This window comes from Paenibacillus gansuensis (genome assembly GCF_042684925.1).
GTDB lineage: Bacteria > Bacillota > Bacilli > Paenibacillales > DY6 > Paenibacillus_N > Paenibacillus_N gansuensis.
The window spans coordinates 286,181-303,040 of sequence record NZ_JBHUME010000008.1 but is presented as its reverse complement, the minus strand read 5'-3'; the positions used below and the strand labels follow the sequence as shown (position 1 = coordinate 303,040).

Genomic DNA, 16,860 nt, shown 5'->3' with positions numbered 1-16,860 from the left:
CGTACTATTAAAGTTAGATGGGGGTTTCTATGCCGCACAAAATTCTTGTCATAGAAGACGAACCGACCTTAGCGAGACTGCTTTCGTACAACCTTACCCAGGAAGGATACGAGACGAGAGCGGTGGACCATGGAGGCGACGGGCTTCAGGCTGCACTGCAGCAGCCGTTTGACTTGATCATTCTTGACATTATGCTGCCGGGCATGAATGGTTTCGAAGTGCTTACCAAGCTTAGGCAAAAAGGAAATAAAACGCCGGTCATTATCCTCACGGCCCGGAATGCGGAGGATGAGGTCGTACAGGGACTTAAACATGGAGCGGATGATTATATTACAAAGCCGTTCGGTGTGGCGGAGCTTCTTGCCAGGGTGTCGGCCGTACTGCGTCGAACTGTGCCGGATGACGGCGAGCATCAGACGGCTTCCTCGTCGGATAAGGTCATCTCAGTAGGGGAATTGAAAATATTTCCCGAGAAATACGAAGTTGTCCTTCAGGGCGAATCCATACAGCTCAGACCCAAAGAGTTCGAGGTGCTGCTGTATCTTGTCCAGCGCCCAGGCATGGTAATTACCCGCGATGACCTGATGAATGTAGTGTGGGGGTTCGACTATATCGGCGGGCAGCGTACCGTTGACGTGCATGTAAGCTCTCTTCGCAAAAAGCTGGAGATGGGACAGGATTCGGTCCAAATCGAATCGATCCGCGGCGTGGGGTATAAGTTGGTTTTTTCTAAGAGATAATGTTTGGTTTGTACATGCTCCGTATCCGATGCGGAGCTTTTTTATTTATATTCCCATTGGAAAACTTGGAGAAACTACTGTTCACTCTACCTTTTCTATGAGATAATAGGGTGTAAATATATTCTATTTGTTCTGGAGGAATGACCGATGTCTGAGGAATGGAAGCTTTCCCTTGATACACTTGCCGTTCATGGCGGGCAGGAAATTGACCCTACGACCTTCTCGCGTGCGGTGCCTATTTACCAAACTACTTCTTACGGTTTCCGCGACACGGAACATGCAGCGAATTTGTTTGCCCTGAAAGAGTTCGGCAATATCTATACCCGTATCATGAATCCGACAACCGATGTTCTTGAAAAACGTGTTGCGGCATTGGAAGGCGGAGCCGCGGCATTGGCTGTATCTTCCGGGCAAGCGGCCATTACATTCTCCATTCTGAATATTGCCGGAGCCGGAGACGAAATCGTTTCTGCTGCAAGCCTGTACGGCGGTACATATAACCTATTTTCAACGACGCTGCCCAAGCTGGGCATTCAAGTGAAATTTGTGGATCCTTCCGATCCTGAGAACTTCCGTGCAGCGATTACGGATAAAACCAAAGCTGTATTCGCTGAAACGATAGGCAACCCGAAGGGTGACGTTCTTGATATTGAAGCAGTAGCGGCGGTCGCGCATGAGCACGGAATTCCGCTTATTGTGGACAACACGTTCCCTAGCCCGTACTTGCTTCGCCCGATTGAGCACGGTGCAGATATCGTCGTTCACTCGGCAACTAAATTTATCGGCGGTCACGGAACCTCCATCGGCGGGGTCATCGTAGACGGCGGAAAATTTGACTGGAAAGCCAGCGGCAAGTTCCCTGGCCTTACCGAGCCGGATCCAAGCTACAATGGTGTTGTTTACACAGAAGCTGTGGGAGCCATCGCCTACATAATCAAAGCAAGAGTCCAACTGCTGCGCGATATGGGTTCGGCGTTGGCGCCGTTTAACGCATTTTTGCTGCTGCAGGGATTAGAGACACTTCATTTGCGCATGGAACGTCACAGCACGAATGCCCTGCAAGTCGCCCGGTTCCTGGAAGAGCATGAGGCTGTCGAATGGGTAAGTTACCCTGGATTGGAAAACCACAGTTCGTACGAACTTGCCCAAAAGTATCTGCCGGACGGCCAAGGAGCCATTCTTACGTTCGGGATCCGCGGGGGTGTGGAAGCGGGACGCAAAGTGATTGACAGCGTGAAGCTGTTGTCGCATTTGGCCAACGTAGGAGATTCCAAATCGCTGATTATCCATCCAGCCAGCACCACACATCTCCAGCTGACCGAGTCGCAGCAGCAGGCGGCCGGAGTAACCCCGGGAATGATACGTTTGTCCATCGGCACGGAGTCGGTGAAGGATATTATCGCTGATCTGACCCAGGCAATTGAGGTGAGCCAGCAAACAGCGGTGGCGAAGTAAATAGCTGCCTGCAAAAGTGAAGCCGCCCTCCATTGGAGAGCGGCTCTTTCATTTTGATCGGAAAATATTACCGTATCATCGATGTTTATCTTACCAAGGCTCGCATCATTACTTCTTGCTCGGTACAGCTGCCTGCTGGGGCGCATTCCAATCCAGCATCTTCTTACGAAACTCGTTGGGGGAGCAGTCGTTGTACTTTTTGAAAATCTTATAAAAATGCGCCATGTTCGGCATCCCGATTTCCTCGCCCACCAGCGCGATACTCATATCTTTGGTGAGAAGCAGCCGCTCGGCACGTTTAATTTTCTTGTAATTGACGTATTCTGTAAAGGACATGCCGACCACTTTCTTGAAGTACTTCACAAAATAGTAGTAGCTGATATTAGCCACCTTGCTTGCTTCCTCTACCTGTACTTTGCCGTCAATGTTCGCTTCAATATAGTCGAGCACAGGCTTCAGACGTACCAGGTCGAAGTCGTCCCGCCGGCTCAAGCTGTGCTGCCTGTCATTGCGCAGAAGCGTAAGCAAGATCTGCTTAATGCGGATGTTGACCGCGATTTCGTAGCCTTCCTCTTTGGTGCGGCTTTCCCGGTGGATGTCGGTAATGCAGTTCACCAGCGTTTTTTTGACGTCGGCATTCTGGCCGATGATGTAGTTCAGCTCGCTAAGAGGATGCTTCGGATCGGAAAACCGCCGGATGTACTGCATGGTGTTCTGGTCAAAAAACTCCTGAATGTCGAACTGCAGCACAATGTATACGAGATGGCCGATGCTGCGGTCCCGGTGAAGCTGGGAAGCTCCGATGAGCACAATATCTCCGGCAGACAGTGAATAATGCTCTTCTTCCACTTCCACATCCAGCTTGCCGGCGAGGACGAGCAGAATTTCCAGTTCTTTATGGTAATGCCACCTGGAGTGGCCGTCTTGAAACCGGTCCGTCTGAAAAACTTTTAAAGACAAGAGAGGGTTTTCATAAGTGACCTTTTCATTGTATATTTCCAAGCTTGCCGCCCCCAGAATGCCAAAATAGCATAAAATCATACCTATATCTGCAATTTCTTTTTGAAGTAATATTCACTATACTAAAAGCGAACATGTACATCTACATTATAAAGAAATTCAACCTATTATGTAACCATCCATTTTGTACAACGGATCGAATCTAAGGAGGAACTTGAACGTGTCCAAAGTAAGAGTAGCGATTATTGGTTGCGGCGGTATCGCCAACGGTAAGCATATGCCAAGTTTGGCAAAAGTGAAAGACGCTGAAATGGTAGCTTTCTGTGACATCATCCCGGAGAAAGCCGAGCAGGCGAAAGAGAAGTACGGTACACCGGAAGCGAAGACTTATACCGATTTCAAGGAACTACTGAAGGACGCTTCAATCGACGTCGTACACGTTTGTACGCCTAACGATTCTCACTCTTTCATCTCCATCGCCGCTATGGAAGCAGGCAAGCATGTATTGTGCGAGAAGCCTATGGCCAAGACAGCAGCAGAAGCTAGAGAAATGCTGGCAGCTTCCAAGCGTACCGGCAAGAAGCTGAGCATCGGGTACAACAACCGTTACCGTCCGGACAGCCAATACCTGAAAGGCCTTTGCGCAGCCGGCGAGTTCGGCGAGATCTACTTCGCGAAAGCTCATGCGATCCGCCGCCGTGCCGTACCTACTTGGGGCGTGTTCCTGGATGAAGAGAAGCAAGGCGGAGGCCCGCTGATCGATATCGGTACCCATGCGCTTGACCTTGCGCTGTGGATGATGGACAACTACAAGCCGAAAGCGGTTCTGGGACGCGCGTTCCACAAGCTGTCTTCCCGCGAGAACGCTGCTAACGCTTGGGGCCCTTGGGATCCGAAGCAGTTCACAGTAGAAGACTCCGCATTCGCGATGATCACAATGGAAAATGGTGCAACCATTATCCTTGAATCCTCCTGGGCGCTGAACTCCCTGGAAGTGGACGAAGCTAAAGTATCCCTGAGCGGTACTGAAGGCGGAGCCGACATGAAAGACGGCCTTCGCATTAACGGCGAGAAAAACTCCCGTTTGTTCACTACTAAAGTTGACCTGTCTGCAGGCGGCGTAGCTTTCTACGAAGGCCAAACCGAATCCGACGCAGACCTGGAAGCAAGACTGTGGATCGATGCGGTTCTGAACGATAAAGAACTGACTGTGAAACCTGAGCAGGCTCTGGTCGTTTCCGAGATCCTGGAAGCCATCTACGAGTCCTCCAGAACAGGCCAAGCGGTTTATTTCAATAACTAACATTGTTATAGAGGAAAGGCTGTCCCTAGGTGTAAAACCTGGAGTGGCAGTCTTTCGTATTATTAGGTCAGCCAGTTATTACTGGTTGGCCTTTTTGTTTGGTCGGTTTACGATGGCGGTAATCGGGAGAACGCGGCAGTCTTAGGGTCGAAAATGGGGCATTCTTTTAAAATGAGAATCCTCACTTCATAATAGCTGCTTCTTATGTGAAGCATAATATTCTTGCTTTCAGCAAAGGCGACAATTATGTTAAAGGACTGCCTTTGACAAAAAAATAAGTGGTGAAGGAGATAGAATAATGAATATTGCTAATCAAGTTGCTTTAGTGACCGGTGCCAATCGAGGGCTTGGCCGCCATCTTACACTTGAACTTTTGTCCCGGGGGGCAAAGGTATATGCAGGTGCGAGGGACCCGCAGAGCGTGGATATTCCTGGTGCAATTCCGCTACAGCTTGACATAACGGACCCTGGATCTGTTGCCGCCGCAGCGAATACGGCTAACGATGTAACGCTTCTGATCAATAATGCAGGCTCGTCTACAGGTGCGTCACTGCTCGATGGAGAACTGGATAAAATTCATCTTGAATTCGGTACCCATGTGTTCGGTACCCTGTCTATGATTCGTTCGTTTGTGCCGGTGTTGGAGCGTAACGGCGGAGGAACGATTTTAAATATTCTCTCGGTCCTCTCCTGGTTCAGCATAGGTAGTGCAGGCGGATATACGGCTGCCAAGACAGCACAATGGGGATTGACCAACGAATTGAGATTGAATTTGGCTCCGCGCAACATCAGAGTTGCCGGACTCCATGTTGCCTTTATGGATACAGACATGACAGCAAAAATTACGGCTCCGAAAGCGAATCCGGCCGATGTAGCCAAAATAGCGATTGACGGGGTTGAAGCGGACAGCTATGAAATTCTGGCCGATGATTGGAGCCGCAAAGTACAAAAAGATTTGGCAGGCGGTGTTTCGTCCATATACCCACAATTGTTTCAAAATACTACAGATAGGGGATAATCCCTATGTGGTGTAAGTATCAAGAACAAAGCCGCCTGATGCCTTCCGGCATGGCGGCTGTTTAAACTCTACAATCCCCACTTCTCCCGAGCTTCCGCCATGGTACGGTTCTGCACACCCTCGGCAGGACGGTGGCCTTTCGGCTTCTTCCCGATCCAGCGGTCGTCGGCCGGCTCGCTGGCCAGCTGGTAGCGGGTGTCGCAGCTGACGCGCATCTTGTTCGACGTATTGACGGTAGAAGCGTGCATTGTGAACATGCCGAAAATCATGACATCTCCTGCCTGAAAGGAACTAGTCGCCCATCTTCCCCCGAACTTCTCAATCAGTTCGTGAGGATCATCGGAGAACCAGCCTCCCGTACCATCCCTGTCCACGTCCATCCGTCCGTAGGTTTCCCGCAGGTTTTGCCAGCGATGCGAGCCTTCCAGAACAGCCAGTGTGCCCATCTCTATCGGGGTATCGCCAAGAGGAGTCCACATCGTATACAGGTTAGGGGTGCCTCGTCCCATATAGACGATGTCGTAATGGGCCGCGGTATTGTCACCCTGGGCAACCGCACGAAGCCACTTAAATGGGTAGGTCATCGGTTCGCCGCCCAGAAAGTCTTGGAAAAACTGCATGACACGCGCTGAGTTCACCAACTCCAGAAACTCAGGCAGATCCTCGTTTGTCCCTCCGTAAAAAGCGCCTTTGTTCAGCGGTCCGATGATCGCCTCTTCCGGATCGGTTTCTTCCGCGAACTTGCCGTCTGCCGCTAATTTCGCCAGAATTTGGCTTCTTGCCCGTAATACCTGTGCCCTGTCATGGAATCCGCGGAGCAGCAGATACCCGTCTTCTTCCATGCGTGTCCGAAGCTGTTCCACACTGCCCAACAGCTCTGTAGAGTCTCTTAGTTCAGTCAGCTCCTCACTTCCCAATTGAAATTCGCCTTTTCCGATTTGTACTTTCATACATGCTCCTCCTTGTCATATAATGTGTTTATCGTAACAAGGAAACTACTGTTTTTACATGAGTAATTGATGCTTGAATATATGAATTTGTGTCTTTTTAACAAGGAGGGATTCCATTGTCAATGAGGCAGTATTTCTTAATGCCCGCACCCGGTGAACAATGTTATATCGGTTATTTCGGGCAGGAAGCGTGTTCACCGGGACATTATGCGGGGCCGCATGTTCGCGACCACTACTTGTGGGTATACGTGGCCAGCGGAAGAGGGGCATATGAAGCTCCGGGCATCTCCCGGGAGGTCAAGCAGGGCCAGTCGTTTCTGCTTCATCCGCATGTAATGACTAAATGGCAGGCGGATGACAAGCATCCTTGGGAATACATGTGGATCAGTGTGGAAGGAAATCGGGCCGGTGAACGAATGGAACAGCTTGGCTTCAGGGCGGAAGAGCCCATTCTAAACCATAAGCGCCCGGAAAGGGTGCTGCAGCTTTTGTCGATGCTGTTGCAAGAAAACCCAACAGGGGGCCGAGAGGAGCGAGCCTTGTTTTACCAGGGTTTGCTGCTGCTCATTCAGGACGAGCTTGTCAGAGATTTGTCCGCAGCGGAACCGGCCTTTCCTTCCCGGGATGAATCGGCCATGCGGATGCAGAAAGCGAAGGAGTTTCTGGACCAGCATTACGATAAGCCGATTCAGGTCAGCCAAGCAGCGGATTATGTGGGGCTGGAGCGGAGTTATTTTACCAAGCTGTTTAAAAAACACATCGGGTTAAGTCCGTACGTATACTTGCTCGAATTGAGGCTGTCCAAGGCCAAACAGCTTCTGGAGCAGACCGATCAGCCGGTAGAGCATATTGCACTGATGCTGGGGTTTGCCGATGCGTTCCATTTCTCTGCTTTTTTCAAGCGGAAAACTGGGAGTTCGCCTAGATATTACCGAAAATGGCGGTGAAACAGAAACCGCCTTCCGATAACGGAAGGCGGCTGGCACTACCTATTGCAATTTCGTTTCGGGGTTCATCGGGCGGTCGCCGGAAATGTCTTCATGTCCATCGAGAAGATGCTTCATGCCGCGGACCAGGGAATCGTCCTCCAGTACGCTGTACAGATGGTATCCCAGGTCTTCCCGTTCTACCAGAATATCTTCCAGCACTTCCACAGTTCCAAAATCCTTCAGCTGATGCGCACGATCGATCGTTGCGCGAAGCATCTGCTGAATTTTCAACTCATGCTCTAAATCGTTCCGCAAATAGTCGCGAAGCGTATAACGCCCTTCTACTTCATGTTTAATGTAGGACAATTCATGTTGAGTTACCGGATGTGCAGTCGGAACGCCGCCTAAACGTGCTACACGCTCGCCGATTTCGTCGATGTGCTCAGCTGTTTTTTCACGGTGTTCGTTAAGAAGCTCATGAATGCTCAGGAAGCCTTCAGCTCCTTCACTCATCCAATGATGCTTATTGTACTGATGAAGAGCTACGGAAAGGGCACACTGGTGATCATCCAGCTGCAATGCCATTTCACTGCGGATTTCATACGGAAGTCCGATCCCTGCACCGATTTTTTTCACCGTTCTCGGTTCTTGGCGGAGAGTCATCTGGTGATCTGTCGAGTGCCCAGGCATGGCCGGATTGAAGCCGGTCTTATCCATGTTAAACGTGCCTTGAAAATTGTTCATAGAAGCCGCGACCTGCTGTAATCCTCTTTGTTCGTTCATTTCATTACATCCCTTTCTGACCTGTTTTTTACAGTCAGGAGGTAGGATTTGCCTCTTTAAAAGGAACTATTCTAATTTTCCCCTTCAGGCCGTGCTCCCCACCAAAAGATTAACAACAGAGCAAGGACGACCAGTAAAGGGGGGGCGTACGTGATCAAAAAGTGCTGCATAAGCGAATCTCTCCTTTTTCTAATGTGCTATTTCTTCGGCTTTGTCTTGCCCTGCACGTATTTGGCGTCAAACAGGAACAGCTTCATTAGCAGCGCCAGCGACGGGATTAGCACGAGCAAGCCGAGAACAAACACAATGATCAGTGCGGTCGCCATCGCTTCGTTCGTGAAATTGTCGTGAATGGTTAAATACGGATACAGCAAGTATGGCAAATGTGCCGCCCCGTAGCCGAAAAAAGCGTAAGCGAACTGCAGCATGACAAATATGAACGCGAGGCCATACGCTTTTCTGGTCCATACGAGATATAACCCGGCGGCAAAGCAGAGGAACGACAAGGCAAACATCCAGTATAGATCGACCATTCGCTCAAAATGCTGCGGATTATGCCTGGAGATTGCAAAGAACACGAGCAGCGAACACAGGATCGTAGGCATGCTCCACCCGATAGCATACCGGCGCAGCAAGTGCAGGGCGGGCTTGTCGCCTGCTTTGTCCGCATAATAGGCTAGAAATACTGCTGAAATGTACAGCACACTTACAATGGCAAGAAGGACGACGGACCAGGAATAGGAGCTTGTGAACAATTTTTGATATAGAAACACGACCTTGTCCCCGCGCTCCTCGATAAACCCGCCCTCCGACAGCGTCAGCACAGTAGACAATGAGGCCGGGATCAGCAAGCCGCTTGCGCCGTACAGGAATAGGTAGATGCGGTTGTCTTTTTTGGAGCCGTAATTGGCAAAAGCATAATAGGAACCCCGGATCGCCAGCAGGATGATGGCAATACTCCCCGGGATGAGCAGGGCGGTGCCGTAATAATAAGCCGTGTCCGGGAAAAAACCGACAATGCCTACCATGAAAAAGATCAGGAACACGTTCGTCACTTCCCAAACCGGTGACAAATAGCGTTCGATAATATGATGAATGACGTTCTTATTGCCGGTCACTTCGCTGTAATAACTGAAGAAGCCTGCGCCGAAATCGATCGAAGCGACAATCAGATATCCATACAGAAACGTCCACAGGACGGTAATCCCGAGCAGTTCGTAGCTCATCGTTTATGCGCCTCCCCAGACGAAATGGACTGCAGTTCGTTTTCCGCCGGATTGTTGCGGAACAAGCGCCGCAGCACGCGCGTAACGGCAATACCTAAAACGAGGTAGAGCAGCAGGAACAGGTACAGCATCGTATCGACATGCTCGGAAGTCGTAGCGCCGTGGCTTGTTCTCATAAAACCGCGGAGTATCCACGGCTGGCGGCCCACTTCGGCGAACACCCAGCCGAATTCGATGGCGAAGACGGACAACGGTGCGCCGAGCAGAATCGCCCAAAGCAGCCATCGCCGGTGAGGGTTGCCGCCTCGGCGTTTTCGCAGGATAAGGTAGATGATCGTAACTAGTGTAAGGAACATGCCGATGCCTACCATGGAGTCGAACAGATAATGAATATATAAAGGCGGCCGGTCTTCCGGCGGAATTTCGTTCAGCCCTTTCACGACGGCATCGGGGGTGCCGTGGGCAAGAATACTTAGCGCATAGGGGATTTCCAGGCCGAATTTGACTTCGCGTTCTTCCGTCAGGATGCCTCCTAGAATAAGCGGGGCTTTCTCTATCGTCTCAAAATGCCATTCGGCAGCAGCCAGCTTTTCGGGCTGGTATTCAGCCAGGTACTTGCCGGATAGATCACCGACAACAGCAGTCCCGACCGCAAATACAAGGCCGGTCGTCATGGTAAGTTTGAGAGCTTTTTTGTAATAGATATGGTTTCTGCCTTTCAGCAGCGACCAGGCCGCGATAGCAGCCAGAATGAATGCGCAAGTTAAATACGCCGAGAACAGCACATGAGCGACTTTGGTCGGCGTTGCCGGGTTGAGCATCGCTACAATCGGCTGGATGTCGGTGATTTTACCGTCTTTTAAAGTGAAGCCGGCCGGCGCGTTCATGAACGAATTGACCATCGTAATGAACATGGCCGAACCGGAGGAGCCGAGGATAATCGGAATCGACAGCAGGAAATGGTAAATCGGTTTCTTGAACCGGTCCCACGTATACAGGTAGATTCCGAGGAAAATCGCCTCGACGAAGAAGGCGAAGGTCTCCATGAACAGCGGCAGTGCAATCGCCTGTCCGGCAACCCGCATGAAGCTCGGCCACAGCAGGCTGAGCTGGATGCCGATCGACGTACCCGTCACGACACCGACGGCTACGGTAATGACGAAGCCGCGCGCCCAGCGGCGGGCGAGCAGGGTGTAATGGGGATCGCTGCGCTTGATCCCCATCCACTCCGCGAGGGCAATCAGCAGCGGAACGCCGACCCCGATCGTGGCAAAGATAATGTGAAATCCGAGCGTAAGGCTCGTCAGGATTCGGCTGTATATGGCCGGATCGTATTGCGGCATGGTGCGTCCAACTCCTTTTGATCTGAATAAGTCCCCTTCACTACGAGAAAAACTTGCGTGCAAAAGAAATCAGCATAATAACCGCCACAACGAACATGAGGATCATCAGCCGCTTCTCCTGCTTATGGATGCGTTTGTCTGAATCATGTGGCTCTTTGCCCATAAGTCCACCTTTTCCTGGAATATTTCGCCTTGTCCGGTCTATTACATATTACACCAGTGCGAGAGGCTTGAACTTCTCTATTTACTATATCGGATATTATGTGAAAAAGTTCACATACATTTTGAGGGAATGGTGAAAAGTTTGTGGGGGAGTTGTGAACGTTAGATAATAAAGTGGAGAAGGGAAATAAAGATCTTTCATGGAAAATAAAGTTCTTTCAGGGAAAGAAAGTCCTTTAATGTAGTTATTTCATGGTGTTTGTAATTGTAAACAACACAAAGCTAGGATGCGTGGCATGCCCTGGCTTTGTTCTATTCAACGGGAGAAAAAGGGGCCATCCCTCAACCATGGTTTATGGCTGGGGACGGCTCGAGTCGTCGGCTGCTTTTCAACTGCAGGTGTGCTGTGATAATAAAAATATAGACTGGCAGCCGGCATTAAGCTAACGGGCAGAAGAGTTGAATAAAACCAATCTTACTATAGACCAAGTGCATGATTGGAAATAGAATAAGATGCGAAGGGGTGATTCTGTGATACATGTAAGACCATTGGAACAAAAGGAATATGATTTTCTTATGGATATGCATTATGAGTCCATTTATATATCACAGGGGAAGCCACCCAAACATGAGCTTCTGAATGACCCAAATATCAAGAAATATAGCGAGGATTGGGGAAGAAAAGGTGATATTGCTTTAATAGCTCTGATTGACAATAAACCCGTAGGTGCTGCATGGTATAGATTATTTGCCGAGACGGATAAAGGATATGGGTTTGTTGATTGTGAAACCCCAGAGTTAGGTATTGCTATACTTTCTAATTTTAGAAAGCAGGGGTTAGGAACGCGGCTTATGAAAGAAATCATTCATCAAGCAATATCCGATGGTTATAAATCACTTTCGTTAAGCGTTAATCCAGAGAATCAAGCAGCACTTCAGTTATATGAAAAACTTGGTTTTGAGCATTTTGGGATATCAGGAACCTCGTGGACTATGAAATTAAACTTCAAGTTCAATTAAACTCAAAGCCGAAATATTGGATTCTTAAAGCCCTTTCTGGAGCTGGTGAAGGTGGGATTGGTGTTATTGCTGGATTTGAAATTCCGTTAAAAAGTCAGGTGATAACATGTTTATATCCATAATCATTATTGCGAGAATTTTTCAATAGCTATATGTATTTTTTATATAAAACTACCTCGAAAACAGATTCAAACAAGAGTAATACGCAAAGAAAAAGAAATATTCAAGGTAATGGGGCAGCAAATCAAGTTACTTCATACCATTTAACTATGACAAATGATGAGTTACAAACAGTAAAGTTGAAGGTGCTTAACCCTGTATTATTCGAAGTTCATGGGCTTGTGCTTGACGCTAAGATAGCGGTAATACTGGAGCTGAAACGTTATAAGGATGCGAACGATTACGGAGTTACCGGGAAATTACAGAGACGCGTCGAGCGTGCGCGCGGTCTACGACAGAGACTAGTCACGTTAAACATATAAAAGGAGAATGTTGGATGCAGGACTTCTTAGAATTTATGCTATTCTCTACGCTGGAAGCAGTCGCGATATTCGTACTGTTGTTAAAATTATTTCGTTTTGATCTTAAGTACCTCGTTGGGAGATCCATATTCGCGGGTGTAAATGTAACTGTACTTTCGTGGGCGTTACGTAACAATGTACTACCGCCCAACGTCGTACCGGTCGTCATACTTGTAGCTATAATCCTGTTCCTAACGTATGTATTCGAGATACAACTATTTTACGCTGCGATCATGGGTGCCACTGGTTATATCTTCTTTATGACGCTTCAGGTAATATCGTTCATTACAATGGACGCTTTAGGCTGGATCTCACCTGCAAATATCGCGCCTACTTCGGCGGATGGTTTTATATTACAGACGGGAACAGTGGTTTTAACAATTGCAGTGGCAACAGCATTACATCTTTTCAGAGTTGGCTTTACGTTTATCCCGGACGGGAGTACAAGGTATAAGAATAGCGGAGTCGGCAAGGTATTGTTAATCACTGCGGCATTAGCCATCGTTTCCGTTTTTGCAATATTCTCGATTTATAGTCTAGGCGCCAATCTGTACATCATATTCGTCCTTTTCATCGTGATATTGATCCCGATGATTATTATACAAATGAAAAGAGAGCGTGAGGGCTATCATAATTGAGTATATGGCTTTCTTACGGGACTGACCAAGTGCCGTTAGGGGATGCGACTCAAATCTTAACCGATATTCTGAAGCCAGGAGTTTCGTATTATCACGTTCCGTTATCGGACAATTATTATGTATATATATTGGAATCGACAAATGCGTACAGTGAGTATTATGTAAAGAGGGAAGCTGAAAGACATCAACATTTGAGGGATCTAGTGGAAAAGGCAAATTTCATGAAGTTCCTAGAACCTTAGCGCAGACCGGCGTCAGACGAAGGGCTTATCTGAATCAGTGATCACATAGTTGCTTGATGTTCATAGGCTTGTGAAGCTGACGGGCAGTTTAGTGTAACAATAATTGAACTTTATACGTTTATTTTCATGAATTAAATAAGGGGTTCGAGATGAAGTATAAATTACTTATTATCGCCTTATCTTCGTTGGATGTTTTGACAAAGCGAATGACGAGAATCCTTCGCATAACAAAACCAGCAATGTTGAAATGGTGATAGGGGAAGAGACATGAGGTGCATCATGAACAAAAAAGCGTTAAGCATCATTTTTCTCGTCATTGGCGGCCTTGCGCTGTTGCCTTATCCTTTCGTGATGATTGGGAACATCATGCAGATTGCTGGGGTTCGATCGGGCGGCGAGAGCGCCCTGTTATTATTCGTCGTATTCGCTTTCGTGATCGTGTCCAGCTTGTATTTGATTACGTATTTGGTGTGTTTGATTCTTGCTATCGTCAAGCGGAAGCAAGGAAACCTGCTGATTTCGGCCATTCCACTTTTTCACCTTCTCTTGGTTTTTGCGTTGCTTTTGGTTTGGTTCTTATTTGAATAAGAAAATCAGAGAAGCAGTATGACTATATCATGGAGTTGCAGAAGCGGGTCGGGGCGTGACTACTTATCAAGGCGGGTCTTGCGACAGAAGGTTTTAACTTACGGGACACGATAGAGTAATAACATATTGAAGGCTGCAGGTCTAATCAATCGGCAGCTTTTTTTCAACGAATCGGGCAGGATAACGCAACAATGTTGAATGAGGTTTCGTTTAGTACTTAGAGAAATAGTTATATCTAAGATAGTAATTATTGTCCAACGAATAAACGTTGTAAAATAAGAAATGTGAAACTGTTGGAGGAAACATGGATATTAAAGGAATTTTATCAGCAATCGCGCCAATTGCTCTTTTTGCATTGGTTGCGGTTTTCGTCGCAATCTTCGTTTTAGTGCTCATCTACTTTATTTACAAAAAAAGAAATGGGAAACGAACATTAACCAAGGGACAATTCTTCGTTTCTTTTCTTATTTTGGGTTGGTTTGTCGTCGTCATGGGCTTGACGACCTTCAGCCGTGGAGCCCAATTTGAAGGTCTATTCAATTTCAGGCTTTTCAGCGGTTATGTGAGTGCATGGCACAACTGGTCATTAATCGAGTTTCAGCTAATTATCTTCAATATGTTATTGTTCGTTCCTTTGGGATTTCTACTGCCGCTGTTAGGGAAAAGCATACGCCGATTTATGCCGGTATTACTTCTATCTCTGGCTGTGACAGTTGGTATCGAGGTCTTTCAGCTGCTTACCCGCAGAGGTATATTTGAGCTTGACGATATTTTACACAACACGATCGGAAGCATAGTTGGATATTTAGTAGTAATGGCTATCCTTGCCTGCTTGGAACGTAAACAAGTCGCCCTAATACCTGTGTTCAAGGCTATGGCCATCCCGCTCGTATTTACTGCTGTATTTTCCGGGGCGTTATTCGCATACCATACAAAAGAACTGGGTAATATGTCCATTCGCCCAGCTGTTCCCCAGAACATGAAACAAGTTAAAGTGGAACTCTCCACTGCTTTGCCAACAACTGCGGAGCCGGTAAGTCTGTACCATAACGACAGCATTCATAATGTAGACCATGCCAGAGAATTGGGGTCATTGCTTTCAGAGACATTTGGACTGCACAGGCAGGGAGGCATGCGTACTGAATCGTATAATCGATATTTTCATTATCAAAACGACGCCGGAGCCGAATACAGTCTTATTTACCAGTTAGACCAAGGGTTATGGTCGCTGAGGCAAGATAACTGCTCAAACCCAAATCCCCCTAAAAAGACGTTATTGGAACAACGCGCCCGATACGAAAAATGGCTTAGATCAATGGGGCTTTTGCCTACGGGAGCAGTCTTTAGCATACAGGACGAACATTACCTTCGCTGGGATGCGGGTAATCCAACGGATATTACCAAGAGCAATGCAGATCATGTAAGCGGGGGAATATTGATAACACCCTCTATAGAAACTGACGGACCTTGCGAGATATTGTATTTTATGAATGTAAATAATTATGTGAAAAAGGTTGATATCAACACACCAGCACAGGCTTATGAAGAAATAGAAAAAGGAAATTTTGAAAGATACACCGATTACAAACCAGGTGACCACCTGACCGTAGAAAGCTATACATTAACTTATATGTATGACTCAAAAGGATATTATCAGCCTGTCTATGAATTTAAGGGAACAGTAAACGGAGAGAAATGGAGTGGGCATATTCCCGCAATAAGTTCTAATTAAACAAATCAGATTTGTTCAGAAGTTGACTAAGAGAGAGGGTTTACCAGCAAAAGTGAATGGGCGAGAGAAGTTGGCAAAAAGCCTGTGTCAGCTAGTGTTATTGGTAAAGATCTCTTCAAACCCCAGTGGTTACGTTAAACGATAGCGGAATAATCAGGGAGCAGATTGCCGTGGTAGCTGCTCCCTGATTCTTATTGAAGTAATGGGGGAATTTGAAATAAAAGAAGGAAATTCATCGAAATCTAAGGCAATTGCTGTCATTGATGAAATTACTTCTGATTCCATTCACGATTAAACTAACTGGGAACTATAGTTAAATAAAGGAAATCAACGAGGCTGCCACGAATTTGTATGGCAGCCTCGTTAAGCTAAAGGGCAGATTAACTCGGTACAATAGGATTTTAAAATAAAAATACAAACGAAAATAAAGGAGCTGACATGAAACCTAATAGAAAAATAAAGAAACACATCACAATAAAAATTAACTATCAGACAGTTAAAATACTCAAGTATAAAGAAGAAACGCACCAAGATAATTTCACTGGTGAAACGTATGGCACTATTGAGTTAATCACTAAAATTGACAACGAAGTGTTTCACAATAAAACAGTAACAATAGAACTTGAAAATAAGAATGTTATTTATGCTAAATGGATTACTCGGTTCTCCCAGCCAGGACTATTGAGATATAAATACAGGATTCAATCCGAAGCTAAGTCGTTGAACTAACTGGGAACTTTAGCTGAATTTAAGGAGAATTAAATAATGAATGATGAGACCCTAGTTAAATGCCTTTACCAGAATGTTGTTAAAGACAACCTGGAAATTTATCGTGGGATCTTTACAAATACTGATAGAAAAACGGTGACTGACCCACACTGGAGGAAGGCTTTAAAGTTATATTCGGAACTTTCCGATGAGAACAAAGAGATACTCTATAAAATCATCAAGCAAGTACAAGTGGATACTGCTTCAACCCTTTTAGGAATATTTGATGGGGTTGTATCAATATCGGAATTAGCAGATTTAGATGTTAAGATAACTGTTCAAGGCAACGCCTATGCAGTTAATGGAGATTTACAGGATTTATTCCTATCGTTGGATGAGGAGAATAGATGACTCATTAAGCCTAACGGGGAAAGATAGCACACAATAAAGGAAACTAACGAGGCTGCCACGAATATGTAGGCAGCCTCGTTAAGCTAAAAGGCAGGATAATTATGGTATTCTAGTAAGCGTCAATTGTTTTA

Annotated in this window: 17 protein-coding genes and 1 pseudogene; 11 read left to right on the top strand and 7 right to left on the bottom strand. The window is 46.9% G+C overall.

Translation table 11 applies throughout. The features are described 5' to 3' along the window. The first annotated feature begins 29 nt into the window (after positions 1–29). Entirely contained in the window at positions 30–740 is a 711-nt protein-coding gene (locus ACFSUF_RS13625; protein WP_377603461.1) for a response regulator transcription factor, read from the top strand. A 147-nt stretch (positions 741–887) separates the two neighbouring features. Further along, on the top strand, positions 888–2,195 hold the full coding sequence (locus ACFSUF_RS13620) for a homocysteine synthase (protein ID WP_377603460.1): 1,308 nt from the start codon (positions 888–890) through the stop codon (positions 2,193–2,195). Between the two features lie 108 nt (positions 2,196–2,303). On the opposite strand, the gene ACFSUF_RS13615 is transcribed toward ACFSUF_RS13620, so the two are convergent. Next, positions 2,304–3,197, bottom strand: coding sequence for a helix-turn-helix domain-containing protein (locus ACFSUF_RS13615; RefSeq protein ID WP_377603459.1), 894 nt, complete (start codon positions 3,195–3,197; stop codon positions 2,304–2,306). Positions 3,198–3,375: 178 nt separating this feature from the next. Here ACFSUF_RS13615 and ACFSUF_RS13610 point away from each other — a divergent pair, with 178 nt between their 5' ends. Then, positions 3,376–4,458 (top strand): Gfo/Idh/MocA family protein, encoded by a 1,083-nt coding sequence (locus ACFSUF_RS13610; RefSeq protein WP_377603458.1) that lies wholly within the window; start codon positions 3,376–3,378, stop codon positions 4,456–4,458. 298 nt (positions 4,459–4,756) lie between these two features. Next, the gene (locus ACFSUF_RS13605; protein WP_377603457.1) at positions 4,757–5,476 is read left to right on the top strand and encodes an SDR family oxidoreductase; all 720 of its coding nucleotides are present in this window, start codon (positions 4,757–4,759) and stop codon (positions 5,474–5,476) included. 68 nt (positions 5,477–5,544) lie between these two features. Here ACFSUF_RS13605 and ACFSUF_RS13600 read toward each other — a convergent pair whose 3' ends face one another. Further along, a complete protein-coding gene (locus tag ACFSUF_RS13600) occupies positions 5,545–6,426 on the bottom strand; it encodes a phytanoyl-CoA dioxygenase family protein (protein WP_377603456.1) in 882 nt (293 codons plus the stop codon). A gap of 122 nt (positions 6,427–6,548) precedes the next feature. Here ACFSUF_RS13600 and ACFSUF_RS13595 point away from each other — a divergent pair, with 122 nt between their 5' ends. Next, positions 6,549–7,373: an AraC family transcriptional regulator gene (locus ACFSUF_RS13595; protein ID WP_377603887.1), complete on the top strand. Its 825-nt coding sequence runs from the start codon at positions 6,549–6,551 to the stop codon at positions 7,371–7,373. A gap of 42 nt (positions 7,374–7,415) precedes the next feature. On the opposite strand, the gene ACFSUF_RS13590 is transcribed toward ACFSUF_RS13595, so the two are convergent. The 5 genes and pseudogenes from ACFSUF_RS13590 to ACFSUF_RS13570 all read right to left on the bottom strand — a co-directional run bounded on the left by ACFSUF_RS13590 (position 7,416) and on the right by ACFSUF_RS13570 (position 10,870). Next, on the bottom strand, positions 7,416–8,138 hold the full coding sequence (locus ACFSUF_RS13590) for a ferritin-like domain-containing protein (RefSeq protein WP_377603455.1): 723 nt from the start codon (positions 8,136–8,138) through the stop codon (positions 7,416–7,418). An 83-nt stretch (positions 8,139–8,221) separates the two neighbouring features. Beyond that, a pseudogene (cydS, locus tag ACFSUF_RS13585) lies at positions 8,222–8,308 on the bottom strand (cytochrome bd oxidase small subunit CydS); the annotation flags it as partial. A 27-nt stretch (positions 8,309–8,335) separates the two neighbouring features. Continuing rightward, the gene (locus ACFSUF_RS13580; RefSeq protein ID WP_377603453.1) at positions 8,336–9,364 is read right to left on the bottom strand and encodes a cytochrome d ubiquinol oxidase subunit II; all 1,029 of its coding nucleotides are present in this window, start codon (positions 9,362–9,364) and stop codon (positions 8,336–8,338) included. Beyond that, positions 9,361–10,707: a cytochrome ubiquinol oxidase subunit I gene (locus ACFSUF_RS13575; protein ID WP_377603452.1), complete on the bottom strand. Its 1,347-nt coding sequence runs from the start codon at positions 10,705–10,707 to the stop codon at positions 9,361–9,363. Before ACFSUF_RS13575 ends, ACFSUF_RS13580 begins: the two co-directional genes overlap by 4 nt. A gap of 40 nt (positions 10,708–10,747) precedes the next feature. Next, positions 10,748–10,870: a hypothetical protein gene (locus ACFSUF_RS13570; protein ID WP_377603451.1), complete on the bottom strand. Its 123-nt coding sequence runs from the start codon at positions 10,868–10,870 to the stop codon at positions 10,748–10,750. A gap of 530 nt (positions 10,871–11,400) precedes the next feature. On the opposite strand from ACFSUF_RS13570, the gene ACFSUF_RS13565 reads away from it, so the two are divergent. From ACFSUF_RS13565 to ACFSUF_RS13540, 6 genes are all read left to right on the top strand, one after another. Next, positions 11,401–11,889, top strand: coding sequence for a GNAT family N-acetyltransferase (locus tag ACFSUF_RS13565; protein WP_377603450.1), 489 nt, complete (start codon positions 11,401–11,403; stop codon positions 11,887–11,889). 496 nt (positions 11,890–12,385) lie between these two features. After that, the gene (locus ACFSUF_RS13560; RefSeq protein ID WP_377603449.1) at positions 12,386–13,048 is read left to right on the top strand and encodes a hypothetical protein; all 663 of its coding nucleotides are present in this window, start codon (positions 12,386–12,388) and stop codon (positions 13,046–13,048) included. 521 nt (positions 13,049–13,569) lie between these two features. Further along, complete coding sequence (locus tag ACFSUF_RS13555; protein WP_377603448.1) at positions 13,570–13,878, top strand: hypothetical protein; 309 nt, start codon at positions 13,570–13,572, stop codon at positions 13,876–13,878. Positions 13,879–14,182: 304 nt separating this feature from the next. After that, the gene (locus ACFSUF_RS13550; RefSeq protein ID WP_377603447.1) at positions 14,183–15,610 is read left to right on the top strand and encodes a VanZ family protein; all 1,428 of its coding nucleotides are present in this window, start codon (positions 14,183–14,185) and stop codon (positions 15,608–15,610) included. Positions 15,611–16,048: 438 nt separating this feature from the next. Next, positions 16,049–16,339: a hypothetical protein gene (locus ACFSUF_RS13545; RefSeq protein ID WP_377603446.1), complete on the top strand. Its 291-nt coding sequence runs from the start codon at positions 16,049–16,051 to the stop codon at positions 16,337–16,339. Between the two features lie 36 nt (positions 16,340–16,375). Beyond that, positions 16,376–16,729, top strand: coding sequence for a transposase (locus ACFSUF_RS13540; protein WP_377603445.1), 354 nt, complete (start codon positions 16,376–16,378; stop codon positions 16,727–16,729). Positions 16,730–16,860 lie beyond the last annotated feature (131 nt).